The sequence below is a fragment of the Roseateles amylovorans genome (genome assembly GCF_025398155.2).
Lineage (GTDB): Bacteria > Pseudomonadota > Gammaproteobacteria > Burkholderiales > Burkholderiaceae_C > Roseateles > Roseateles amylovorans.
The window spans coordinates 1497295-1522246 of sequence record NZ_CP104562.2 but is presented as its reverse complement, the minus strand read 5'-3'; the positions used below and the strand labels follow the sequence as shown (position 1 = coordinate 1522246).

Here is a 24952-nt window from a genome sequence, read left to right as displayed (position 1 = left end):
CGCCCTCCCCGTAGCGCGCACAGTCAACAACCCAAAAAAAAGCCGCCCCAGACGGGCGGCTCTGCACCGAAGCGTGAATTTATCCCACGGCGTCGGTCACCGGAATTTGGACTGCGGCACGGTGCGCAACTCTCCGGGAAGCGTTGCCAAATATTTCGCCAAGGTCTTGAGTTCCGCGTGGCTGAATTGCTTCACCTGGCCCGCCATGATGGCGTTGGCGCGCCCCAAGTAGGGTTTGCCTTCGGTCTGGTAGGACTTCAACGCCACGTACAGATAGTCGGCATGCTGGCCGGCGATCTTGGGGTAGGTGCCGTCGATCGGCTTGCTGAAGTTCGCGCCGTGGCAACTGGCGCAGTTGCCCTTGTCGAGCAGGGCCTTGACCGCGGGCGGCGGGTCGATGGTCTCGGGCACCGGATCGACCTTCACCTGCTGTTCATAGAAGGTGGATATCTCGGCGATGTCCTGCTCGGTGAGCGACTGGGCGATGCCGCGCATCGTCGGATGCTTGCGCTCGCCCTTGGCATAGGCGTTGAGTGCCGCGCTGATGTATTTGGCATTCTGGCCCGAGATCATCGGAACCTTGTGCACCTCGGGAAAGCTGGCCTGATAGCCAGGAATGCCATGGCAACCGATGCACATGGCCACCTTGGCCTGTACCGGTGCCTGCGTCACCGACCGAGCGGCAACGGGGGTGGGTGCCGGCGCTTGTCCCTGCGCCGGCGAAGATGTGGATGCAGCTGTCTGAGCCGATACAACAAAAGCACTTCCAGCCAGCACCAACGCGAGGGAGATCTGCAGTTGTTTTCTCATGGTCCCATCATCAAGGATTTGGGGCGGCGCGATTATAGGGGGGGCCCTATATACTGGTTTTCACCCTCTGCGCTAGAGATCGCTCATGAAATTCAAAGGTTCCCAGGACTACGTCGCCACACCCGACCTGATGTTGGCGGTGAATGCGGCGATCACCCTGCAACGACCGCTGCTGGTCAAGGGCGAACCCGGCACCGGCAAGACCCTGCTGGCCGAGGAAGTGGCCAAGTCGCTGGGCCTGCCGCTGCTGCAGTGGCATGTGAAGAGCACCACCAAGGCCCAGCAGGGTCTGTATGAATACGACGCCGTCAGCCGCCTGCGCGACAGCCAGCTGGGCGACGACAAGGTGCGCGACATCGGCAACTACATCGTCAAGGGCACGCTGTGGCAGGCCTTCAGCGCCGACGCCCCGGTGGCGCTGCTGATCGACGAGATCGACAAGGCCGACATCGAGTTCCCCAACGACCTGCTGCGCGAACTCGACCGGATGGAGTTCTACGTCTACGAGACCCGGGAATGGGTGCGGGCCAAGCATCGGCCGCTGGTGTTCATCACCTCCAACAATGAGAAGGAACTGCCGGACGCCTTCCTGCGCCGCTGCTTCTTCCACTACATCAAGTTCCCCGAAGCGGACACGATGCAGGCCATCGTGGACGTGCACTTTCCCCATCTCAAGAAGGACCTGCTGGCCGCCGCGCTCAAGACCTTCTATGACGTGCGCAAGCTGCCGGGCCTGAAGAAGAAGCCCAGCACCTCGGAGCTGATCGACTGGCTCAAGCTGCTGCTGGCCGAGGACATTCCGCTGGAAGCCCTGCAGACGCAGGATGAAAAGGTCGCCATCCCGCCGCTGGTGGGGGCGCTGCTGAAGAACGAGCAAGACCTGTCCCTCTTCGAGAAGCTGGTCTATATGCAGAGCCGCAACCGCTGAGGCCGTCCGCATGACTCCGCACACCGGCGCCTGGCGCGCCGCGCTGGCCGACGCGATCGGCTTTGTCCTGGGCGGCGCCCTGGGGCTGTTCGTCGGCCGCTGGCTGGGCTGGGACTTCATCGGCAGCACCGGCTGGGGCACCTCGCAAATCCTCGGCCTGCTGCTGATCCTGGGCGGCATGGGCGGCTGCCGCTGGCTGCTGCGCCGGCTGCTGCTGGGCGCGCCGCCGCAATGAATGCGCCGTGTGGGCAGGCGCAGGTGTGCGCCGTCCAGATCGATGGTCGGCGCGACGGTCGGCCCGACGCTCGTCCCGACAAACGCCGCGCCGCACGGCCTGGACAACGGTGCCCCGCGCTTCCCTCCCCGCTCCCGCTTCGCCGAGCCTTCCGACGCCCCCTTCCAACGCCCTTACCCTGCCTGATTCATGCCCCCCTTCACCGACTTCACCCGACCCATTACGCTGACCGGCCCGCAGGCGCGCCTGGAGCCGCTGTCGCACGATCATCTCGAAGGCCTGATCGACGCCACCCGCGATGGCGAACTGTGGAAGCTCTGGTACACCCCCGTGCCGGCGCCGGAGCGGATGGCGGCGGAGATTGACCGCCGTCTGGGCCTGCGCGACGCGGGGTCGATGCATCCCTTCACCGTGCTCGATGCCGGCGGCCGCGTGGCCGGCATGACGACCTTCATGAACATTGACGCGGTGAACCGCCGCGTCGAGATCGGCTCCACCTGGACCCGCGCCGCATGCCAGCGCAGCGGCCTCAACACCCAGAGCAAGCTGCTGTTGCTGACCGATGCCTTTGAGCGGCTGGGCTGCATCGCGGTGGAGTTCCGCACCCATCGCCTGAACCAGCAGAGCCGCCGCGCGATCGAGCGCCTGGGCGCTCAGCTCGACGGCATCCTCCGATCGCACCTGCGCATGCCCGACGGCACCCTGCGCGACACCTGCGTCTACAGCATCACCGCCACCGAATGGCCGACGGTGAAAACCCATCTCCAGTGGCAACTGGACAAACCCCGGAGCGCCTGATGCCCGCCGTCAAGAAGACATCGATGCCGACACCGACGACCCCTCACTCCCCGTTCGACGTCGACGCGCTCTGGCGCATGGACCGGGTGGGCGCCCCGAGCCTCTCGCCCGACGGCGCGCAGGCCGTGGTGCCGGTCACCCGTTACGACATGGACAAGAACAGCGGGGCGACCTCGCTGTGGCTGCTCTCGACCCTGGGCGGCGAGCCGCGACGCCTCACCCAGGCCGGCGAGAAGGATGGCCAGCCGCAATGGAGCCCGCAGGGCGACCAGATTGCGTTCGTCGCCCGGCGTGAGCAGGAAGGCGACAAGGACGAGGCGCCGCAGATTTACCTGATCCCGCCCGACGGCGGCGAGGCGCGGCGACTCACCCAACTGCCCTTCGGCGTCGAGGCCTTCAAGTGGTTCCCGGACGGCCGCCGGATTGCCTTCGTGTCCTGGGTCGACCCCACCGTAAAGGGTCAGGCCGCTCAGGCCAAGGTGCGTCAGGCGGAGAAGGACCGCAAGGACACCGGTTACCGCACCGAAGAGGCCTTCTACCGCTTCTGGGACCACTCGCTGCCGATGGGCCGCGTGCCGCATCTGCATGTGGTGGAGCTGGACAGCGGCCGCGTGCGCGATCTGTTCGAAGGCACGCCGTACGAGCTCAGCCGCGCCGAGCCGGACGGCACCACCTTTGACATCTCGCCGGACGGCCGCCGCATCGCCTTCAGTTTCGATCCCGCCGAAACCAAGCTGCTGGAACACCGCAATGCGCTGGCCGAAGTGGAACTGCGCTCCGGCAAGATCCAGGTCCTGCTGCAGGACGCGGCCTGGGACTTCACCGCGCCCTGCTACAGCCATGCCGGGCATCACCTGGCGTTCCTGGCCAGCCATCAGGGCCTCAAGCACACCATGCCCTATTGGCTGGCGGTGCTGGACACCCACGGCCATTGGGCGGTGCTGTCCGAGGACTGGGACCACGACGTCGCCGCGCCGCTGCAGTGGGACGAGGACGACCTGGGCGTGCTGTTCTGCGCCGAGGACCGGGGGCGCCGCCATCTCTGGCGCTTCGATGTGAAGACGCTCGCGGCCTTCGTGCTGACCGAGGGCGGCCACATCGGCAGCTTCGCGCTGCAGGCCGGCACGCTGGTCGTGCATCACGACAGCGTGCAGTTCCCGCCGCGGGTGTCGGTGGTCGTGCAGGAGGGCGAGGCCGACGAGGCGGTGCTGCATCGGATCGACCGATTCAACGACACGCAGCTCGATTCACATCGCTTCGGCGCACATGAAGAGGTCTGGTACGAAGGCGCGCAGGGCGAGCTGGTGCAGATGTGGCTGATCTATCCGCCCGACTTCGACGCCAAACAGTCGGGCAAGAACGCGGGCAAGAAGCTGGGCAAGAACCCGGGCAAGAAGACCTGGCCGCTGATGCATGTGATCCACGGCGGGCCGCACACCGCCTTCGGTGACAGCTGGCACTGGCGCTGGAACCACCAGGCGATGGCGGCGCAGGGCTATGTGGTGGCCTGCGTGAACTACCACGGCTCGTCCAGCTTCGGCCATCGCTTCCTGGACTCCATCACCCACCGCTGGGGCGAGTTGGAGCTGCAGGACATCGAGACCGCGACCGACCTGCTGCTCAAGCAGCCGTGGGCCGACCCGGCGCGGGTGTTCGCCACCGGCGGCAGCTATGGCGGCTACATGGTCGCGTGGATGAACGGCCATGTGCAGCCCGGCCGTTATCAGGCCTATGTCTGCCACGCCGGCTGCTTCGACTGGCAGGCGATGATGGCCAACGACGCCTATCACTGGCATGCCAAGGAGCTGGGCACCTGGTACTGGGAGGATCCGGCCAAGGTCGCCTCGCAGAGCCCGCATGGCAGCGCGCAGCACTTCAACACGCCCACGCTGGTCGTCCATGGTCAGCTCGACTACCGGGTGCCTGATGCGCAGGGTCTGGCCTACTACAACACCTTGAAGGCCCAGGGCATCGACGCCCGGCTGCTGTGGTTCCCGGACGAGAACCACTGGATCCTCAAGCCGCGCAACAGCCAGCTCTGGTATGGGGAATTCTTCGACTGGCTGAAGCGCCACGACACCGCCGGCGGGAAGCGCAAAACCGGCAGCGGTCGCAAGCCAGCGGTGGCGGCAAAGGGCGCGATCAAAGGCGTGATCAAAGGCGCGGCAACAGGCCATGCAAAAGGCCATGCAAAAGGCAAGGCAACAGGCGCGACGAAGGCCGCGACAACGGCTGCTGCGAGCGCCACTGCAGCGCCCGAGGCAACGCTGCCCGCAAGCCCGAAGCGCCCGTCGGCCGCCAAGACCCAGCGCAGCAAGGCCTGACACCGCAACGTCCCCGCCGCGCTCGCCGACCGCACCCGCTGTGCCGACATCGGCGCGGCGGGTCGACATGGAGGCGGCGGGTTCAGGAGGCCGATGTCAGCGCGGCAGCCTCATCGCAGCGCCCAGCGCCGCGGTCACAGCCTTCTGATCGCGGCGTCGACCATCAGCAGCACTCCCAGTCCCAACAGGAACTGCCACCAGCTGCGCTCACCCGTCTTGATGCGGATGGCCAGATGCAACAGTCCACCCAACAGGACCACCGGGGACATGGTGGACTCCCCGAAGCTGGCCAGGATGGCGAACTGCACCGCATAGCGGACCCATGGCACGGCACCTGGCGCCACCGGCGTCACGCTGGCCGGCGAGGCAGCGTCCTGTCCCGATTGCGGCGCCGCTGCGTCGTCATGGCGGGGGTCAGGACGTGCGTTCGGGGTGGCAGACGCCGCAGGTTGGCGAGCAGCCCGTTGCTCGGCCTGACGGGCCAGGCGTGCGGCCTTCTGCTGCGCGGCGGTCTGCTGCAGCACCGGGGCCGGCGGTTCGGCCGGTTGCCACCAGCCGCCGCGCGCCAGCACCGGCGCCTGGCCCTGCGCGGCCTGCCGGCGGAAGGCTTCACCGAATCCTGAACGTCGCGCGCTGCCGCCGCCGGACAGACCGAGCGCCTGAGCCAGCAGCGGCGCGCCCTGCGTGCGGTCCACCATCGACACGAAGCGGCTGTAGCCGACCAGCACCTCCCGGGTGGCCGGCTGGCCCTGCCAGGTGGCGGCCTCCACCCCCTCGCGCGAGGCCTTGTGCAAGGCGGCCCGCAATTCGCGACGCTGCTGTCGGGACACCGAGGGCTTGTCGTTGACCACCACGCCGGTCACCGCCTGGCGCGCGCCTGAGCGCATCACATGCTGCTTGGCCGGATGCGGCGTGAAGCCCTCGTCCTTCAGCACATGCCGCGCCTGGCGCAGCAGCGTGCCCACCCGCCCGGCGGCGTCACCGGAGGCGGAGAAGGTGAGGTCGTCCGCATAACGTGTGTAGGCAAATCCGAGCTTGTCGGCCAGCCCCTGCAGCCGCCGATCCATCTTGCGGCACAGCACATTGGTGAGCATGGGACTGGTCGGCGCCCCCTGCGGAAGCACGCGGTCGCGGCCCTTGCCGCCGACATAGAAGCGCTCCCCATCCACCACCAGCTCATCGCAGGGGTTCTCGCTGCACATCAGCGCGAGCAGGGTCGCCACAGGCTCGTCGTAACCCAGTCCGATGAACACGCCCTTGATGCGGGGATAGGTGATCGTGGGGAAGAAGTCCTGGATGTCCAGGTTGATCACCACCTCCTGGCCGACATGCGGCGTGGCGTTGGTGAGGATGCTGCGACCCGGCAGGAATCCATGGGCGGCGCTGTGGACCTTCACCTTCGCCAGCAGGTTGTCCAGCACCCAGTACTGCGCGCGCTTGAGGCGCGGCATCGGCGCGGAGATGGTGCGCTGTCCGCCGGTCTTCTTCGGCAGTTGGAAGCGGCGGTAGTGCGTGGTGCGGGCCACCTCGCGGTGGAAGCAGAGAAACTTGAGTTCGGGCAGCGTCAAGCACATGGCCTGTGCCAGCGCCATCGGTGAGGCCAAGGGCGGCAAGCCCTCGCTCAGCGGCCGACGCTCGCCTTGCTGCGCGGGCGGCTGCAGGCCGCCGGACACGCCGGCGCCGAGGTAGCCCGCATCGGTCTTGCGCGCCTCATGCCAGCGCTGGGCCCGTTCGAAGCGACGCTGTTCCCGGGCCTGCGCCGTGGCCTCTCGGCGCGCCAGGGCGGCAGCCATGCGCTCGCGGCGCATGGCCTTCAAGGCTGCTTCCGGATCGTTGATCTGACGCAGTTGGCTCTGGGCCTCCTGCAGCGCCTTCATCAGCACGGCCTCGCGCTCGATCAGGGCCGCTTCCAGCGTCGGTTCGGTTTGATGGGAGGGCCAGAAGCCCAGCCGCTGCATTTCCTGCAGGACGACGGCGTCCTTGGACGACGCGCGGATGCGCTCGATGATGTCGGCGCGGGTGGGCACACGGTCGCTCATCGGGCGGCTCCGGAGAAGAAAGGGAGTGCAGCGCGCTTCTCGTCGAAGAGCCTGAAAGGCTTGAAGGACGGGCGCTGTCCACTCGACGCCGCCCGCCCCACCGTGGCACGATTCGCTCGAAGCGAGCCCAATCGGAATCTGCCACGGTGGGGCTGGGCGGCACAGTGAAGACGGCGCCCGTGACGCATGGAAAGGCAGGGAGCAAGGACGGCGAAACACCGCCCGGGTTGCAAGAGCCTGCGCGCTGCACTCGAAAACAGTTTAACCCCAGCTGTGGTCATGCGGCCTCCGGCGTGGTGCCAGGGGTTGCCCCTGCTGCGGTGGGTGATGCGTCGGACGCGGACGGCTGAGGCATCCACTCCGCCAAACGGGGCTGGGCCAGTTGGCGCAGCGCCAGCATGTGGCTGCAAGGTCCCCGGCGCAGCCGGTTCTGGCGATAGAAATTGCATCCGCATTGGGCATCCACCAGTTGCTGGTCCGCATTGAGGATCAGCCGGGGCGTCAGGCGCTGGCTGCGGTCCTGCACCGTGCCCTCCACCACCAACCGCTGGCCCTCGGGCTGGAGGCTTTGCAGCTTCGCGCGGCGGTCATGGATCAGGGTCAGCGCGGCCTGTTCCTCCGGGCTGGCAAAACGCAAGGTGTCGATCGGCAGCGGATCACGCGCCAGTTCGCGCCAGGCAAACTGACCTGAAGGCAGATCGAACACCGCGCGCCCGGCCTGGACCCACAGGCCCAGGGCGGCCTCGACATCCGGCCTCGGCAGTTGGGTGCCGGCGGCCAGATCGGCTGACGTCGCCATCCATCGGCCCTGCAACGCGGCGCCCACCGCCTGCTTGGTGGCGTCGGACACGTCGTGGCGCGGCTGCAGCAGATCGAAGCGCCCCGCATCCGCCCAATCATTGGCGGACCAGCCGGACAGCCCCAACGTGACCGTGATGTCGCCCAGTTCGACCACCCAGAAGCTGGGCATGCCGGTGCCCAGCAGATGGACCCGCACACGGGTGGCCATCGCGATGAGGCGCTCCAGGGTGAGCAGGCGGCGGCGACCCCAGACCCGGATGCTGCGCGGCGCCGTCAGCGGCGCCCCGACGATGGCGCTGCGACGCGCGGTCAGGGCGAGGTTCCAGGGTTCCAGCACCAGTCGGGCCGGACCGCCGGGACTGAGCTCGAACCGCAATGAACGCGGACCGGCCCGCTCCTTGCGCTGGCGCAGGGCGGCGCACAGGTTGTGGAGATCCATCGGATGCAGCTCCACCACCGTGGCCGGCAGGGTCATGGCGGACGAGACCTGCAGGAAGCCCCTCACCCAGCTGTCGGGCAGATCGATCTTTTCTTCGCGAAAGGCCGGATCGTCGCCGGTGGCGACGGTGAAGCCGGCCGGGTCGATCTGCAGCCGGGTGGCCTTGTAGTCGCGGATCTTCTGGAACTCGTCGTAAAGCGAGGCCGAGTAGTCGATGTTGGTGGTGCCATAGGCCATCTCGCCGGTGCGGTCGAAGACGTCATGGCGCACGCTGACGGCGCAGTAGGTCGATTCGTCTTGGCTGAAGGCCTCGAACAGCAGGCGGTCCGGGTGCACGGTGATGACCGGATCCAGCACGAACCAGGCGTCGCGGTTGCTGGTGTAGAGCCAATTGAAGTAGCGCTGCCGGGCCTTGTAGAACGGCGCCAGCGCGGCGATCTTGCGCTGGCGCAACTGGCTCAGCTCGGCCTGCACCGTGCGGGTTTTCAGCTCGAGGTCGCCCTTGTCCGCCATGAAACCGGCCAGCAGCGACTGCTCGTTCTCGGCCAGCCATTGCCGGTAGGCGGATTTGTCGCGGCCGCGGTAGCGCTGGTCACTGACGACGACCTGGTGCAAGGCCGACATCGCCTCCCGAAACGCCAGGTGGGCATGAGAATCCCGACGCAGCGCGCCGTCGAAGGCGGTGGGCGGTCGGAGCGTGTCCGGCGCGAGATGAAAGGCCTGCGCGGTGGCGCTGTCCTCGACGCTGGTGCTGCCGTAGTACTTGTAGCGGAACTGCATGGTCGTCAGGCGATGGGCGAGATCGGCGAGGTCGGCACGATGGGTGCGATCGGCGCGGCGGACGCCGCCGGCGTCTTCCACTGCACAAAGGGCAGGTCGATGCCGGGGTGGCGCGCGGAAATATCCCGCAGGCCGGCGATGTACTGCGGCTTGTCGGTGAGGCTGGCGGTGACCACCTGCCGGGCAAAGATCGCGGCCACCACCTCGGCGGTCTCGGGTGCGGCCGTCTGGGCGCGCAGGAAGTCGATCACCCGGGACTTGGCAGTGCGGCCGCGATGCACCTGGCTCAGCACCGTCAGGAAATACGGCGTCAACGCCCGCAGCTGGGCCGCCAGCGCCACCGGGTCGACCGTCGGCAGTTCCAGCAGCCACTGGGTGACGAACAGCTGGACCTGGGTGCCGGGATGCTGGCTCAGGCGGGTCAGGCACAGCGAGGCCTCGGCGGCGGACATGCGGCGCACCAACCGGCTCCGGCCCAGGGCCTGCACCCACGGGCGCGGGTGATCCACCAGGCTGATGAGCAGGTCGATGCCCAGCGATGCCTCCGGCAGGCGCTCGGTGAAGAGGCGGGTCGCGTAGTCGATGGCATCGTCGAAACCGGCCTCGACCAGCGGCAGCAACTGCTCGGTCTGGGCGGTGTCGGGCGTTGGCGGCAGGGCGGCGTCGATGGCCGCCATCGCCCAGCGGCGCACCGTCACATCCGCATGGCGTGCCAGCGTGGCCAACTGGCGCATCGAGAACTCGGCCGGCGGCAGATCCGCCAGCGCCCAGGCGCCATAGCGCTGCGCGCCGGCGGTGCGGGCCTGCAGGGCGCGCCACACGCTGGCGCCATCGCGGGCGGGCGCCTGCGCACGCAGCTCGCCGGTGAGCCATCGCAAGGCGTCGTCATGAGCGCCGTCGCCGGATTCGGTGTGGAACAGTGAGCGGTGCAGCCGATCCGCGATCTGCCGCGCGAAATCGTCGTCGGTCCTGGCCACCCGCAGCAGGGCCGCGCTGATGGCCGCACGCAAGCTGCTGCTGGCATGGGTCGCCAGGTCGCCGATCAGGGCCACCTGATGCCGCAGCACCTCATCCGGCAGCGCTCCCATCAGTCGCACGCCGCAGGCACGGCGCTCGGGGTCGTCGGCGGTCAGCAGGTCCGTCATCAGGGCCGGTGGCAGCAAGGCCATGCCGGCGGGATGCTGCAACAGCCAGGTCACGCCCACGCTCACCACCGGCACGGCAGGATGGCCGAGCAGGGTCAGCAGCTCGCCGATCATCGGCATCACGGCCTCTGCGCTGGCCGAGGCCAGGCGGTCCTGCAGCAGCTGTTCGATCTGGCGGCCCGCGGCGGCAAGTCCGGGAAGGTCCGCATCCACTGCCAGCAGGGCCGAGAGCAGCTCGCGCAACAGCGGCTGCGGGTCGGCCAGCAGCGCCAGACCCACGCCCTGCTTGCGGCCGCGCTCCTGTTCACCCAGCAACAGGCCCACCACCAGGGACGGGAACCGCGCGAAGGTGGCCGGATCACCGGCGATGTGGAGCAGCGCGAAATCCTGCGCGGGGGTGTGGGTGGACGCCGCCATCAGCCGCAGCCACGGGACCTGGTCTTCAGGCGGACTGGCCAGAACACGGCTGCGGGCGGCGGTAAAACCGATTTCCGCGGCGGTGGGATATGGGCTGCGCAGCAAAGGCTCCAGCACCGCCGGGGACTGGCGCTCGACGAACGCCGCGTGGTCCTGCAGCGCGCGGGCCACCACGGCCTGCACCAACGCGCTGCGGCTCAAGAGCGCCAGACGCAGCAGCGCCTCTGGATGGGCATCCCACATCGGCTGCAAGGCTTCGGTGCGGCGGGCCAGCGGTCGACCAGTGTCGATCGGCTCGGTGGTCCACAGGCGCCGGGTGCGGGAGCCGGCGCCGGCGCCACGGGTCTCCAGCCGAGGCAACAGCAATTCGGACACCAGCACCCAGTGCGCTCCGGCCGGATAGTGCCGCGTGAGCCGACGCCACCGGCCCTGATGAGGCGCATAACGGGCCTCGGCGTGGGCGGCCGGCACCTCGTCGTCGCGCAAGCCCAGCAGCAATGCCACGGCCAGGTCGGGCGCATGCGAATGACCGAGGGCCGCCAGACGCCTCAAGTGGCGCCAGCCGCGCAGTCGAAGGTATTGGCGCGTCGCCTTCGCATAGGCCCGGGCCGGCTTGCGCTTGCTGCCGCTGGCGCGGGTGATCGGCTCCCCGTCCACGGGCGAGAGGTAAACGCGCTGGGTCAGGCGGCCCACCGCCGCCGGTGTGTTCTCGAAACGCGCATGCAACAGGCCGATCACCGCCGCATCCCGTCGCAGCTCGGCGGCCTTGTAGAGATAGCGCATGGCCTGGAAGGACTCCGCCTGCACCGGCAGGTGGGTCAGCAGGTCCAGCACGCGGCCCTGCAGATCGGCCCGGCACAGGGCCAGGTCATACCAGTCCTGCAGCAGGTCGGGCCAGTCCATGCCGCGCGCCTCCACCAGATCCAGCAGGCGAAGGATGAGCGAGGGGCCGTGGTCATCCACTGCGAGTTCCTCCGCCCAGCGCGCGGCCAGCGGCTCGCACTGAACCTCACGCTCAGCGGGGGACAGCAACATCAGCCAGGCTTGGCGGGCATAGCGCTGGGTGGCCGGGCTGCGACCGCGTTGCGCCAGTTGCCGCATCGCCTCGGCGGCCCCCGGATCGCCGAGGCGGCCGATGGCGGCGGCCAGGCACAGGTCCAACAGGTCGGTGCCGGTGTCCAGCAGCTCGACCAGGCGGGGCACCAGCCCGCGCAGCGCCTGCTGGGCGGCGGGATGCACCTCGACCCGATCGCTGCACTCGGCCACCCGCCAGGCGGCGCGGGCCTGACGCTCCGGCGACTCCAGCTTCCATCGCACCGGTTCGAAACGGGCCACCAGCGCGGCCACGGCGGGCGGCACCGGCTGCGCTGCGACAGCCGGCCGGGCGGCATCCCGATCGCGTGCGACCTCGGCCGGCGCCTCGGCATCGCCCAGCGCGTCGAAGCCCTGCTGTCGCACCAACGTCTGGCCGGCGGCCAGGCGGCGGCGGATGAAGTCCAGCGCGCGGCGCTCGGCTTCCTCCTTCGAAACCGGTGCGGCGGTAAGGCTGGATTCCTCCAACCCTCGCCGCACGGTGACGATGAAGCGGGCGTCGGACGGGCGCGCGCTGGCGGCGCCATCGCCGGGAAGATCGAGCGCCACCAGCTCCACGGTGCAGCGCTGCTCGCGAGGAAAGGGGCGACTCAACGTCGCCGATGCGATCTTCTTCAAGTTGTCCTCTCCGAGCGCCGCTGCAGGGGGCGATGGTCCTGGTCGATGGTCGACAGGATTCTGCACGAGTCAGAGGAGGACGAAAGTCAATCAGCGCCGTCGATCCCTTCGCCTGAGCCAGAGCGCCAAGCCCCCCAGACCGGCGACAAACATCCAGAGGCTGTCCAGCTCGGGCACCGCCGGGATCGGGGTCACCGAGGGCGGCCGAGGCGGCAGCACGATCACCGGCGGAACGGTCAGCGGCGGGGTCACGGACGGCCCGCCCGTCGGCGGCCCACTGATCAGCGGCGGCGTCAGCACCGCAGGTGGCAGACCCACCAAGGGCGGCAGGCCGGAGGGGTCGGGCAGTGCCAGCGGTCGTGGCATCGGGAGGTCGGGCGCGGCGGGCGGCGCCCCGGCGGACGGCGGCTCGAACACCAGTTCCTGCGGCGGATCCTGGGGCGTGGCCGGCGGTCCGGCGGCATCGCCCGGCACACGCAGGATGCGGCTGAGGTTGCGACAGACGGTGGGGATCAGCAGGCAGTGGCCGTCCTCGCAATAGACCAGGCCGCGCTCGCGGTGGGCCTCGGTCCAACCCTGGCGGGTGACGCTGCGGCACACCCGTCCCTCGCCGAAATGCATGTCGCGGATGTCGGGGGCATAGCGGCGGCGGCCGCGAATCTCGTCGCGGGAGATGTCGACCAGGTCGTCATAGTCATGGGCAGCCATGCGGGCCTTGAGCCGCTGGCGGACGTCGGCGGGCAGGTCCCGGTAGCGATCCACCGCCGCCGACAGGTTGCCGGTGAAACTGTCCGCGCCGGGATGGTCCCAGACGCACGAATCGACGGCGGGCGCAACGGGGCGCGACGCGGTGGACACCCGCGTGGGTTCAGGTCGGGGGGCACCATCAGGCCATGCCGAAGGCGATGGCGCCGATGGGGTGACGACGGACAACGCCCCCGTCAGCAACAGGGCGAGCGCAGTCATCGGGCCTTCCTGTCAATCGAGCTGACGTTGGAAGGGCAACGCTCCTACCGGACAACGTTCTGCAGGACGCCCTGCGCCCGGAATCCGCCCGATCCCCTCAGGCCTGACCCCAGTCCAGATCGCCGCACAACACCCGCAGCCGTCCGGAGGTCCAGTACGCCACCGACACGGTGATGCACAACTTCGCCCCCCGCAGGCTCAGGTAGGGACGGGTGACCTGGATCTCGCCGACGGACTCCACCGCCCGCCGGAAATACGGCCGGCGGGCCCAGCGGGCATCCCCGGCGCGCTCCATGGGCAGGAAGCGCACGTCGTCGTGGGTCGGGGCGTCCGGCGAGGCCGCCCGGGCGCCCAGTTCCCGGCCCTCCTCGTCGAGCAAATAGCACATCTGGCTGCCGGCCAGGCGCAGGAAGGGGGCACAGGCCACCGCCAGGCCCTGGCCTTGCTGCAAGGGTTGCAAAGCCAGGGCCAGCGCGTTGCGAAACGGCGCGAGCTGCTCGTCATAGTCCCGGCGCACCTGGGCATGCCGTTCGCTGAAGAGGCTCCAGACGCCCTCCAGTTCTTCCGAGACGCCGCTGTCCATCAGCACATCGGGATTCGGATGGGCAAAGGCAAAGCCCTGCACCAGGTCGACATCCGCATCCATCGCCAGCTGCGCATCCTCCCGGCTTTCCACCCCTTCCAGCAACACCAGCGCCCCGCACTCATGCAGCAGCGACACCATCTGCGCCATCACCCGCGCCATCCGGCGGGAGCCCCGTGCATGCTGCAGCAGGCTGCGGTCGAGCTTGACGATCTCCGGGCGGATCCGCCAGATGCGGTCGAAATTGGAATGGCCGACGCCGAAATCATCCAGCGCCAGCAGGCAGCCGGTGGCCCGCGCGGCCTCGACCGCCGCTTCGAAGCATTGGTCGCGGGCCATCACATCCTCGGTCACCTCCAGCACCAGCCGCTGGGTCGGCAGGCCCAGGTGATGCACCGTGTCCACCGCACCGGACAGCAGGTCGTGCTCCCGGGCGGCCTGCAGGAATACGGCCGGATGGATGTTGAGGAACAGCCAGCAGTCCGGCGGCCCCTGGGTCACGAAGTTGTGCACATGCAGCAGGCGGCAGAGCCGGTCGAGCCGGACCTGGTCCTCGAAGCTGGCCACGCCTTCGAAGGCGGCCACCGGCGAGACGCTGCGCCCGTGCAGGTCGGACACCCGCACCAGCGCCTCATAGCCGACCGGCCGGCGGTGCGGAAAACTGTAGATGGGCTGGAACGCGCTCGTCAGTTGATGCGGACCATGGCGGGCGGTCCACCGGCTGGGCTGCCCGTCCGGCCCCGGAGATGCACTGATCGCCCCATACAGGGCCTTGAGCATCTGCTCGACTTCGCCATCCACCATGCCGCACGCCTCACACCACCACGCGTCGTCCGCGCTTCAACGCCCCGAAGGCCCGAATCTCCTGGTCCCGGCGGTCCGGGCCTGCGCGAGCACCTGGGCGCCCCTCGTCGCCGCAGCGCCGAGGTGGTGCGAACATCGTACGCCGATGGCCCGGCATGGATAATGCCCTGACGCCCTGCAGTTCAGGGGGGAGGCCCATGCTCATCCAGTTTTTCTACACGCTGCGCGCCGCCAAACTCCCAGTCTCGGTCAAGGAGTACCTGACCCTGCTCGAAGCCATGAAGGCGGGCGTGCTGGACGACGACGGCGGTCCGACCGTCGAGAAGTTCTACGTCCTGGCCCGCACCAGCCTGGTGAAGGACGAGGCGCTGTTCGACAAGTTCGACCGGGCCTTCGGCGCCTATTTCAAGGGCGTCGAGCTGATGGGCGACCTGTTCAAGGCCCTGCCCCAGGACTGGCTCACCAAGCAGTTGGAGCGCGAGCTCACGCCCGAGCAACTGGCCCAGCTCAAGGCGCTGGACTGGGACGAGCTGATGGACACCCTGCGCCAGCGGCTGGACGAGCAGCAGGAACGCCATGAGGGCGGCAACCGCTGGATCGGCACCGGCGGGACCAGCCCGTTCGGCAACGGCGGGGTGAACCCGCGCGGGGTGCGCATCGGCGGACCCGGCGGGCAGCGCAGTGCGGTGAAGGTCTGGGACCAGCGCAGCTACCGCGACTACGACGACCACATCGAACTCGGCACCCGCAACATCAAGGTGGCGCTGCGCCGGCTGCGGCGCTTCGCCCGCGAAGGCTCCGAGCTCGAGCTGGACCTGGACGACACCATCCACAAGACCGCCGCCAATGCGGGCATGCTGGACATCCGCATGATCCCGGAGCGGCACAACAAGGTGAAGCTGCTGCTGCTCATGGATGTGGGCGGCACGATGGACGAGCATGTCAGCCGGGTCGAGGAGCTGTTCTCCGCGGTGAAGAGCGAGTTCAAGCACCTGGAGTTCTTCTACTTCCACAACTGCGTCTATGACTTCGTGTGGAAGAACAACCGCAGGCGGTTCGCCGAAAAGACCTCCACCTGGGATCTCATCCACAAATACAACCGCGACTACAAGCTGATCTTCGTGGGCGACGCCACCATGAGCCCCTACGAGATCCTGCAACCCGGCGGCAGCGTCGAATACAACAACGAAGAAGCCGGAGCCGAATGGCTGCAGCGGCTGACTCATGCCTTTCCGAAACATGTGTGGATCAATCCCGAGCCGGCCGGCGTGTGGCAATACCGCCAGAGCATCTCGCTGATCCAGCAACTGATGCAGCAACGAATGATGCCCCTGACGATGAGCGGACTTGAACAGGCGATGCGCGTTCTCAACCGATGAGGGCCCTGCTGACCCTGACGCTGGGCGCCCTGATGGCGACCCTGCTGGGCGGCTGCGCCTTGCTGCCCTCCGACCGAAAGGCCAAGCTCCAGGTGGCCGCCGCCGAGGAACCGGACGATGGCCGCCCCGAGGGCGAGCGCCGCCGGATTGCGTCCTACGAGCTGACGGTGGAGGCGCCGCCCGAGCTGCGCGCGCTGCTGCTTCAGCATCTGGACCTGGCCCGTTTCCGGGACACACCCGAAGACATGCGGCTGACCGCTGCGGAACTGCGCCGACTGGCTGCCGTGGCGCCGGAGCAGGCCCGTCAACTGCTGGAGACGGCCGGCTACTTCAATGCCAAGGTGCGCACCGAGGAAGTGGGCGACCTGTCCGACGGCGTGCGCAACCTGCGGCTGGTGGTCGACACCGGCCCGCGCGCGATGATCGGCACGCTGGACCTGCAGATCGAAGGCCCGCTCAAGGCGATGGCCGATCGTGGCGACAAGCTGGCCGGCGCCCTGACTCGCACCCTCAACCAAAGCTGGCTGCTGCCGCCGCAGACCGGTTTCAGCCAGGGCGACTGGGCCGCCGCCAAGAACGCGCTGCTGACCCGGGCCCGGGCCCAGGGCTATCCACTGGCCCGCATGACCCACAGCGAAGCGGTGGTCATGGCCGACGACAACCAGGTCGATCTGGCCGTCACGCTGGAAAGCGGTCCGCTGTTCACCCTGGGTGAGCTGCAGATCGAAGGACTCAAGCATCAGCCGGAGGCCGCCGTGCGGCGCCTGGCGGGCTACCGGGAGCACGATCCCTACAACGAGCGCCTGTTGCTGGACTTCCAGGAGCGCCTGGTCGGCACCCAACTGTTCGACAGCGCCAGCGTCGAGATCCAGCCCGAGGCCGTGACCCCAGCGCCCGGCGTGGAGACGGTGGAGGTGCCCGTCACCGCCAAGCTGCGTGAAGCACCGCGTCAGCAGATCACCACCAGCCTGGGCTATCACAGCGTGGACGGACCGAACGTCGGTATCGAACACATGCACCGCAAGCCGTTCGGACTGAACATCCGCGAGCGCACCAAGCTCAACATCGGCCGCGACAAGCGTTCGATCGACACCGAAATCAGCTCCCATCCGCAACCCGGCATGCAGCGCAGCCTGGCAGCGCTCTATCTGGAGCGGCTCAAGAGCAGCGACGACCAGGTCAACGTCAACCTGCGCGCCCGACTCGGCTACGCCCGGGAGACGGAACCGGAAGACCGGCTGGACTACATCGAGACCTTGCGCTCCTGGGAGCATGCGCCGAATGTGGAGACCACCGTGGCGGGCGCCGTGTCGCTGAATGAGCAGCGCATCTGGCGCCGCCTGGATTCCAAGCTGCTGCCCACCAAGGGCTGGAGTGCCAGCCTGCTGGTCGGCGGCGGCTGGGCCAACAGCACCACCGAGCGGAACGGCCCGTTCGGCCGCGCCCAGGCCAAGGTGTTCTGGTATTCGCCGCTGCCCTCGCGCTGGCTGCTGGCCACGCGGCTGGAAGCGGGCCAGATCATCGCCAAGGGCAAGCTGGGCCTGCCCGAGGCCCTGCGCTTTCGCACCGGCGGCGACGACAGCGTGCGCGGCTACGGCTACAACGAGCTCGGTCCGCTGGACTCCGCCGGCAACCAGACCGGCGGCCGGGTGCTGCTCAACGGCAGCGTGGAAGTCTCGCATCCGCTGACGCCGCGCGTGCCGCAACTGATGGGCGCCGTCTTCCTGGACGCCGGCCAGGCCGCCCGCAACTGGGGCGACTACACCCCCGCCTGGGCCTACGGCGCCGGACTGCGCTACCGCAGCCCGGTGGGCGTGCTGCGGATGGACTTCGCCAAGGGCAACCTGGTGGACAAGTTCCGTCTGCATTTCAGCGTGGCCATCGCGCTATGAACGAGACGCCCGACCACGAGCGCCCGGCGCTGACGCCGCCGCCGACCTCTGACACCGCAGCGCCCGCGAACGGCGCCGGCGGCCCTTCCCTGCCGCCGTCCGTTCCGCCCTCGCCCCCGTCGGGGGGAACCGACGATGGCGCTGCGCCGCCGCCGCGGCGACGCCGTCGCGCACGCGGTCTGCTGTGGGCATTGCTGGCTGTGCCGGTGCTCATCGGCCTGCTGCTGCTGGGGCTGACCTGGGCTTTGAAGACCGAAGGCGGCACTGCCTGGGTGCTGTCCAAGGTCCCGGGATTGACGCTGCAAAACGCCCAGGGCCGTCTGCTGGGTGATTTCGATGTCGAGCGCGCCGAGTTCATCCTGCCGGGCAGCGACGACCGCGTGGTGCTGGAGCAATTGCAGTGGCGCGGCGTGCGCCTGGTGTGGAACCGGTCGCCGATGCTCTGGGGCGAGGTGCAGGCGGATCGCCTGGCGGTGGCCCGGCTGCGGGTGCAAGTCGCGTCATCGGACAGCACCGAGCCGCTCAAGCCGCCAGCCGGCCTGCTCACGCCGGTGGCCGTGACGGTGCGGGATCTGGAGATTGGTGAACTGCATGCGCCCGGCCTGGCGCAGCCCTTGCGCGCGCTGCGGGGCAGTCTGGCTCTGGGCGCTGATGGCGGCGAACACCACCGTCTCACGCTCGGTTCGCTGCAGTGGCAACAGCTGACCCTCGCCGGACAGGCGCAGATCAGTGCACGGGAAGACCTCACCCTGTCCAGCCAGTGGCGGCTGAGCCAACCCCAAGGCGAGCTGCCGTGGACCGCACCGTTCCGGCTTGACGGTCCGCTGAAAGACCTGAGCCTGAAGGGCCAATTAGAGGCGGCACGCCAGAAGTTGCTGCTGCAAGCGCGCCTGCTGCCGTTTGCATCCTTCCCGCTGGCGCAGTTGCAGGCCGAAGCCCAGGCGCTGGACTTGGCCGCCCTGCTGCCCGGCACACCGGGCGTGCCCCACACCGGACTGACGGGCCGGATCCTGGTCGATCCGACGAAGGACGGTGCGCTGTCGGTCAAGGCCGATCTGGACAACACCGCCGCCGGCCGGCTCGACCAGGATCGCCTGCCGCTGCGCGAGTTGCAGCTGGACCTGCTGCTCGATCCCAACCACTGGACGCGCCTGAAGCTGCCGCGTCTGGACGCCCTGTTGACCGGCGGTGGCCGACTTCGCGCGGTCGGACAGACCAGCGCCAAGGACGGCACGGTGCTGACGCTGAAACTGGACGGCTTGGACAGCCGCCAGATCGACCAGCGCTGGCCGGTGGTCCAGGCCCGGGGCGAGCTGCGCCTGAGCAGCACCGCCTCGCTGACCCAGACCGACCCCGACCAGGCCCTTCGCGTGGAAGGCGAGCTGGCAGGGCAACTGGGCCAAGGCCGTTTGCAAGCACCGCTGGAGGTGGCACTGGCGGCTGAGCTGCGTCCCCAGGCCATTGAACTGGAGAAGCTCCATGCCCGCTCCGGCCCGGCGACCTTGCAGGCCACCGGCTCGCTGACGCTGAACCAGGCGCTCAGCATGGCCGAGGGCTGGAAGGCCGACCTGGATGCCTCGATCCAGGGCCTGGACCCGCGTCGCTTGACCGGTGCGGCGCCGAGCGCCCGTGCGGCTGCGCCGGCCACGACCGCGCGCGGCGCGCAGGCGCGGGTGGGGACCAAGCGGGTGTCACCCTCAGCGGCGAAGGGGGGGACCGCGTCGGCGGCCGCTTCCGCCGTACTGCCGGTGGCGGGCGCCTCGGCGGTCGCCCCGGAAGAGTCGGTCGCGCAGACCTTCCCGCTGCGCACGCCGCAAACCCCGCAGGTCGCCTTGCCCCGCCGCCCCGCGCCAGCCAAGGCGGCCGCCGTGCCGCCGATTTCGGCATCCGGATCCGGATCGGCATCGGCAGCGCGACCGGCATCGACTTCTGCACCGACGTCTGCGTCGGCGTCTGCGTCTTCCCCGCCGACGGCCACGACGCCACGCACTGCCAATGCGACGACCTCGACCGACGCCTCGTCGCTGCCGCCGTCGACCGCACAGGTGTTGAACGGCAAGCTGCAGGCACAGCTGCAATCGGTGCGCGGCAGCTTGTGGCCGCAGGGTCGGGCCAACCTCGATCTGCAGCCCAGCGTCTGGCACGGGCTGCCGCTGCAGGGCCAGGTGCGCTATGCGCGGGCCGCCAACGCGGTGCCCGATCTGCAGGCCGATCTGCGCCTGGCTGACGCCTCGCTGCAGGCGCGCAGCCGCATCGATCCGGCGCTCAAGCGCGGCGGTGAGCAGGTGGACCTGAGCATCGACCTGGACGCGCCCAAGCTCGCCAGCCTGCAGCCGCTGCTGCGGGCGGAGTTCCCCGCGGCCGCCCTCCAGGGCGCGCTGCAGGCCAAGGCCGCCGTCCAGTTGGTGCAGCCGGGCACCCGCAGCGCCCGCTACAGCAGCGAGGGCCGTTGGCAGTTGAGCGGCTTTGCCCTGGCCGGCGTGCCGGGCCTGCCAGCGCTGACCGGCTCGACCGCCGCCGTTCGCACCGGCGCCAGCCCGGCGGCCAATGCCCGCTGGCCGCTGTCGATCGACACCGCTTCGGGCGACTGGAAGGTCTCCAGCCTGCGCGAGGCCGCGCTCAGCTGGACCACCCAGATCAAGCAGCTGCGGGCGGCGCCGCAGAACATCCGGCTGGAACAGACCACACTGACTCTCGACGGCAGTTGGTCCCAGCACCAGCTCAAGCTGGAATCCAACGGCCAGGTGCCGCTGCCGCCAGTCCTGACGGCGCCGACGCAGACCAAGGTGGTCGCGCGGGCCCAGGCGGCCAGCAGCAGTGTCGCCAGCCGGTTGCAGCTCGATCCCCAGGGCGCTCGGGCGGAAGTTTCGCTGGCGGGAGCGCTGGACGCAGATCCCTTGGTCGCCTGGCGCCAAGGCGCGCTCTGGCAGGCCCGCGACCTCAAGTTGCTGCTGCAGGCCAATCCGCAGTCCGAGCCGCTGTTCAAGGCGGGACCGCTGACCCTGGCCCTGAGGCTGGAGCCCGGCGTCACGCCGCGTCAGGCGCAGGTCGCGCCCGGCCGGCTGGAGGTGCTGGGCGCCGGACTGCGCTGGGATCGCCTGATCTGGCAGGCGCCGAAGGACTGGGATGTGCAGATGGAGCTGGAGCCGCTGTCGGCAGCGCCGGTGCTCAACAAGCTGCAGCCGGACTTCGGCTGGGGGGGTGATCTGCGCATCGATGGCCACTTGAAGAGCCGGCGTGATCCTCGCGGACTGACCATCGATCTGTCGCTCTCCCGCACGGCCGGCGACCTGACGGTGACCGACGAAGTCAGCACCCAGCGACTGGGCCTGACCGACCTGCGCCTGGGACTGCTGGCGGAGAACGGCGTGTGGCACCTGACGCAGGGCATCGCGGGTCAGAACATGGGCGCGGTCGGCGGCGCGATCACCGCGCGCACCAGCGATCCACACGCCTTGCCGTCCTCGTCATCCAAGCTGGAAGGCGCGCTGGAAGCCAAGGTGGACAACCTCGGCAACTGGGGGCCGTGGCTGCCGGCCGGCTGGCGATTGGGCGGCAGTCTCTATGCCACCCTGAGCCTGGGCGGGACCTTGGGTGCGCCCGAAGTTCGCGGGCAGGCGGGCGGCCAGAAGCTGGCATTGCGCAACGCGCTGATGGGCGTGGACATGAACCAGGGCGAGCTGGCGCTCACCATGAACGGCACCCAGGCTCAGTTGGAGAAGTTCGTCGCCAAGGGCGGCAACGGCCAGGTCAGCGCCGAGGGGCAACTGCACTTCGGCGCCAATCCGCGTGCCGAACTTGTCCTCAAGGCCGACACCTTCGCACTGCTGCAACGGGTCGATCGCCGGGTGGTCGCCAGCGGCACGGCACAGATCAAGGCCAGCGCCGAGTTGCTGGATCTGAAGGGCCGCTTCGTTGTCAACGAGGGCTTGTTCGACTTCTCGCGCGGCGACGCACCGCAGCTCGACAGCGACGTGCAGGTGGTCCGGCAGAGTGCGCCTCCGAGGGCGGCGGAGATCAACGGCCGGCCGCTGCGGGTGAAGCTCGACCTGGATCTGGAACTGGGACGGCGCCTGCAACTCAAGGGCTATGGCATCGACACCCGCATCCGCGGCGTGCTGCACCTGGCGCAGGACGGCCAGGCCAAGCCGACGATGGAGGGGGAAGTCTCCAGCGAAGGCGGCACCTTCAATGCCTACGGCCAGAAGCTGGTGGTGGAGCGCGGCATCTTCACCTTCAACGGCCCGCTGGACAACCCGCGGCTGGACGTGCTGGCCATCCGCCCGGGGCTGGAGAACGACGATGTGCGCGTGGGCGTGTCGGTCACCGGCACCGCCACCAACCCGCGCATCAAGCTTTATTCCGATCCGGACATGAGCGAGACCAACAAGCTCTCCTGGCTGGTGCTTGGCCGCTCACCCGACAACCTGGGCCGCAGCGACACAGCGCTGATGCAACGCGCGGCGATGGCGCTGATCAGCGGCGACGGTGAAAGCACCAGCGACAAGATCATCCACAACATCGGCCTGGATGAGTTGTCGTTCAGCGGTGAAGGCGACGATGCGCGCGGCACGGTGGTGCGGTTGGGCAAGCAGCTCAGCCGCAATGTGTTCGTGGCGTATGAGCGCGGACTGAACGCCACCACCGGCAATTGGCAGCTCATCTACAAGGTGGCGCAGCGCTTCACGCTGCGGGCCCAAGCCGGCGAGGACCAGCAGGGGCTGGATGTGATCTGGCAGTGGAAGTGGGAGTGAGGCGGGAGTGCCGTGGCGGTGACGAGTTCGGTGTAAGCGCCAGCGCTTCCATGCGAGAATCCGCCGCTTCGCGGTGACCGGCTCCCGGCGCCGCGAGTGTCCCGGGCATCCACTGCCTGCTCTCCGTAGTTCAATGGATAGAACGGCCGCCTCCTAAGCGGCAAATACAGGTTCGATTCCTGTCGGAGGGACCAGCGTGAAGCGTCATCCGCGCCGCCGTGCGCGATCAAGAGCGCCATCAGTGCGTAATCGGTGCGTAATCTGCGCCTTCCCTTGCGATCCCGTACGCCACCTTGCGATCCCTCTCCCATGCGGTAGAGGGCCATGCGGTAGACCGCATCGCCACCATGCCGAACGTCATGGCGCCGCCGCCGCCCTTTTCCCGCGCGCCACGACCGAACCACCGGCCCCGACAGGCCGCACTGCCCCGATCCGCCATCAATCCACGAGATGCTGGTAAATGAGGGGTAAACCGGTTTCTCCATGCCGGATGGTTTTTTCCCCGAGGCATATACTGAGCAAGCCCTCGCTGCGTCCGCCAGGCGGGCGACAAGGGCGCTGGCAGTCAAGCTGTACACAGAAGGATTTTTCGCATCATGGGCGCCAAACTGAAAGTTGCGGGCTGGGTCGCATTGGGAGCGATGGCCGGCGTGTTGACCACGATGCAGCTGCAAGCGAATGCCCGCAGCACGGCCGCGCCGCTGCCGCTGGAAGAACTCCAGCAGCTGGCCGCGGTGTTTGGCATCGTCAAGGCTGACTACGTCGAGAACGTCGATGAGAAGAAACTCATCAACGACGCCATCTCCGGCATGGTCTCCGGCCTCGATCCGCACTCGCAGTTCTTCGACAAGAAGAGCTTCAAGGAATTCCGCGAAAGCACCTCCGGCCGCTTCGTCGGCGTGGGCATCGAGATCGGCATGGAAGACGGCCTGGTCAAGATCGTCTCCCCGATCGAAGGCTCCCCGGCCTTCCGCGCCGGCCTCAGGAGCGGCGACCTGATCAGCAAGATCGACGACACCGCGGTGCGCGGCATGACGCTGGACCAGGCGGTCAAGCGCATGCGCGGCGAGCCCAACACCAAGGTGACGCTGTCCATCTACCGCAAGACGGAAAGCCGCACCTTCCCGATCACCATCGCCCGTGAAGAAATCCGGGTCCAGAGCGTGCGCGCCAAGATGGTCGAACCCGGCTTCGCCTGGGTGCGGGTGAGCCAGTTCCAGGACCGTACCGTCGAGGACTTCACCCAGAAGCTGGCCGACCTCTACAAGCAGGACCCCAAGCTCAAGGGCGTGGTGCTGGACCTGCGCAACGACCCGGGCGGCCTGCTCGAGGGCGCGGTGGCGATCTCCGCGGCCTTCCTGCCCAAGGATGTGGAAGTGGTGTCGACCAACGGCCAACTGGCCGAGTCCAAGGCCAGCTACAAGGCCAGCCCCGACTTCTATGTGCGCCGCGGTGCGAGTGATCCGCTGCGCAAGCTGCCGGATTCGGTGAAGAACGTGCCGCTGGTCGTGCTGGTGAACGAAGGCTCCGCCTCGGCCAGCGAGATCGTGGCCGGGGCACTGCAGGACCACAAGCGCGCCGTCGTGATGGGCGCCCAGACCTTCGGCAAGGGATCGGTGCAGACGGTCCGTCAGCTCGGTCCCGACACGGCCGTGAAACTGACCACCGCGCGCTACTACACCCCCAGCGGGCGCTCGATCCAGGCCATGGGCATCGTGCCCGACCTGGCCATCGACGAAACCGCCGAAGGCAATGTCTTCGCCGAACTGCGCATGCGCGAGGCCGACCTGGAGAAGCATCTCTCCGGCACCGATGAAAAGGCCGACGACGCCCGCACGAAGGCACTCGAGAAGCTGCGCGAAGAGCGCCGCCAAAAGCTCGAGGCCGAGTACGCCAAGCGCGGCGAGCCGCTCAAGCCGCTGCCGGAGTTCGGCAGCCCCGAGGACTTCCCGCTGCAGCAGGCCCTGAATCAGCTCAAGGGCAAGCCGGTGGCGATCTCCAAGACCGCCGTCGAGCGCAAGGCCGAGGCCAAGACCACCAAGGAGTGACGCGTGACGGCGGCGCCGGGACCTCCGGACACGTTGCCGCACGCTGCCGCACCTGATGCATCCCACGAAAGGCCCCGCAAGGGGCCTTTCTCTTTTCCGC

At 68.6% G+C, this 24952-nt stretch carries 14 protein-coding genes and 1 tRNA gene; 9 read left to right on the top strand and 6 right to left on the bottom strand.

Features of this window, described 5'->3' with window-relative positions; genetic code table 11:
* Positions 1 to 96: 96 nt before the first annotated feature.
* On the bottom strand, positions 97 to 810 hold the full coding sequence (locus N4261_RS06545; RefSeq protein WP_261759396.1) for a c-type cytochrome: 714 nt from the start codon (positions 808 to 810) through the stop codon (positions 97 to 99).
* An 85-nt stretch (positions 811 to 895) separates the two neighbouring features.
* On the opposite strand from N4261_RS06545, the gene N4261_RS06540 reads away from it, so the two are divergent.
* From N4261_RS06540 to N4261_RS06525, 4 genes are all read left to right on the top strand, one after another.
* Positions 896 to 1738, top strand: a complete 843-nt coding sequence (locus tag N4261_RS06540; protein ID WP_261759395.1) for an AAA family ATPase — start codon at positions 896 to 898, stop codon at positions 1736 to 1738.
* 10 nt (positions 1739 to 1748) lie between these two features.
* Positions 1749 to 1973, top strand: a complete 225-nt coding sequence (locus N4261_RS06535) for a hypothetical protein (RefSeq protein WP_261759394.1) — start codon at positions 1749 to 1751, stop codon at positions 1971 to 1973.
* Positions 1974 to 2162: 189 nt separating this feature from the next.
* On the top strand, positions 2163 to 2771 hold the full coding sequence (locus tag N4261_RS06530) for a GNAT family N-acetyltransferase (protein WP_261759393.1): 609 nt from the start codon (positions 2163 to 2165) through the stop codon (positions 2769 to 2771).
* Positions 2771 to 5095, top strand: coding sequence for a S9 family peptidase (locus N4261_RS06525; RefSeq protein WP_261759392.1), 2325 nt, complete (start codon positions 2771 to 2773; stop codon positions 5093 to 5095). The genes N4261_RS06530 and N4261_RS06525 overlap by 1 nt, the downstream gene beginning before the upstream one ends.
* Positions 5096 to 5229: 134 nt before the next feature.
* Here N4261_RS06525 and N4261_RS06520 read toward each other — a convergent pair whose 3' ends face one another.
* The 5 genes from N4261_RS06520 to N4261_RS06500 form a co-directional block, all read right to left on the bottom strand.
* Positions 5230 to 7134 (bottom strand): reverse transcriptase family protein, encoded by a 1905-nt coding sequence (locus N4261_RS06520; RefSeq protein ID WP_261759391.1) that lies wholly within the window; start codon positions 7132 to 7134, stop codon positions 5230 to 5232.
* Positions 7135 to 7411: 277 nt separating this feature from the next.
* Positions 7412 to 9154, bottom strand: coding sequence for an SWIM zinc finger family protein (locus N4261_RS06515; RefSeq protein ID WP_261759390.1), 1743 nt, complete (start codon positions 9152 to 9154; stop codon positions 7412 to 7414).
* Positions 9155 to 9159: 5 nt separating this feature from the next.
* Complete coding sequence (locus tag N4261_RS06510) at positions 9160 to 12426, bottom strand: hypothetical protein (RefSeq protein WP_261759389.1); 3267 nt, start codon at positions 12424 to 12426, stop codon at positions 9160 to 9162.
* Between the two features lie 90 nt (positions 12427 to 12516).
* A complete protein-coding gene (locus N4261_RS06505; RefSeq protein ID WP_261759388.1) occupies positions 12517 to 13392 on the bottom strand; it encodes an MHFG family PEP-CTERM protein in 876 nt (291 codons plus the stop codon).
* A gap of 97 nt (positions 13393 to 13489) precedes the next feature.
* Positions 13490 to 14779, bottom strand: a complete 1290-nt coding sequence (locus N4261_RS06500; RefSeq protein ID WP_261759387.1) for a sensor domain-containing phosphodiesterase — start codon at positions 14777 to 14779, stop codon at positions 13490 to 13492.
* Positions 14780 to 14976: 197 nt separating this feature from the next.
* Here N4261_RS06500 and N4261_RS06495 point away from each other — a divergent pair, with 197 nt between their 5' ends.
* From N4261_RS06495 to N4261_RS06475, 5 genes are all read left to right on the top strand, one after another.
* Positions 14977 to 16158, top strand: coding sequence for a vWA domain-containing protein (locus tag N4261_RS06495; protein ID WP_261759386.1), 1182 nt, complete (start codon positions 14977 to 14979; stop codon positions 16156 to 16158).
* Positions 16155 to 18050, top strand: a complete 1896-nt coding sequence (locus tag N4261_RS06490; RefSeq protein WP_261759385.1) for an autotransporter assembly complex protein TamA — start codon at positions 16155 to 16157, stop codon at positions 18048 to 18050. The genes N4261_RS06495 and N4261_RS06490 overlap by 4 nt, the downstream gene beginning before the upstream one ends.
* Positions 18047 to 22804, top strand: a complete 4758-nt coding sequence (locus tag N4261_RS06485) for a translocation/assembly module TamB domain-containing protein (RefSeq protein WP_261759384.1) — start codon at positions 18047 to 18049, stop codon at positions 22802 to 22804. Before N4261_RS06490 ends, N4261_RS06485 begins: the two co-directional genes overlap by 4 nt.
* Before the next feature lie 119 nt (positions 22805 to 22923).
* Positions 22924 to 22998: transfer RNA gene (locus N4261_RS06480), tRNA-Arg, on the top strand.
* A gap of 402 nt (positions 22999 to 23400) precedes the next feature.
* A complete protein-coding gene (locus N4261_RS06475) occupies positions 23401 to 24852 on the top strand; it encodes a S41 family peptidase (protein WP_261759383.1) in 1452 nt (483 codons plus the stop codon).
* Positions 24853 to 24952 lie beyond the last annotated feature (100 nt).

Bases quoted from the DNA above. Each gene is read 5' to 3' on its own strand.
- N4261_RS06545 (WP_261759396.1), bottom strand. From the start codon at position 810: ATGAGAAAACAACTGCAGATCTCCCTCGCGTTGGTGCTGGCTGGAAGT.
- N4261_RS06500 (WP_261759387.1), bottom strand. From the start codon at position 14,779: ATGGTGGATGGCGAAGTCGAGCAGATGCTCAAGGCCCTGTATGGGGCG.
- N4261_RS06490 (WP_261759385.1), top strand. From the start codon at position 16,155: ATGAGGGCCCTGCTGACCCTGACGCTGGGCGCCCTGATGGCGACCCTG.
- N4261_RS06475 (WP_261759383.1), top strand. From the start codon at position 23,401: ATGGGCGCCAAACTGAAAGTTGCGGGCTGGGTCGCATTGGGAGCGATG.
- N4261_RS06530 (WP_261759393.1), top strand. From the start codon at position 2,163: ATGCCCCCCTTCACCGACTTCACCCGACCCATTACGCTGACCGGCCCG.
- N4261_RS06535 (WP_261759394.1), top strand. From the start codon at position 1,749: ATGACTCCGCACACCGGCGCCTGGCGCGCCGCGCTGGCCGACGCGATC.
- N4261_RS06540 (WP_261759395.1), top strand. From the start codon at position 896: ATGAAATTCAAAGGTTCCCAGGACTACGTCGCCACACCCGACCTGATG.
- N4261_RS06485 (WP_261759384.1), top strand. From the start codon at position 18,047: ATGAACGAGACGCCCGACCACGAGCGCCCGGCGCTGACGCCGCCGCCG.
- N4261_RS06505 (WP_261759388.1), bottom strand. From the start codon at position 13,392: ATGACTGCGCTCGCCCTGTTGCTGACGGGGGCGTTGTCCGTCGTCACC.
- N4261_RS06525 (WP_261759392.1), top strand. From the start codon at position 2,771: ATGCCCGCCGTCAAGAAGACATCGATGCCGACACCGACGACCCCTCAC.
- N4261_RS06520 (WP_261759391.1), bottom strand. From the start codon at position 7,134: ATGAGCGACCGTGTGCCCACCCGCGCCGACATCATCGAGCGCATCCGC.
- N4261_RS06495 (WP_261759386.1), top strand. From the start codon at position 14,977: ATGCTCATCCAGTTTTTCTACACGCTGCGCGCCGCCAAACTCCCAGTC.
- N4261_RS06515 (WP_261759390.1), bottom strand. From the start codon at position 9,154: ATGCAGTTCCGCTACAAGTACTACGGCAGCACCAGCGTCGAGGACAGC.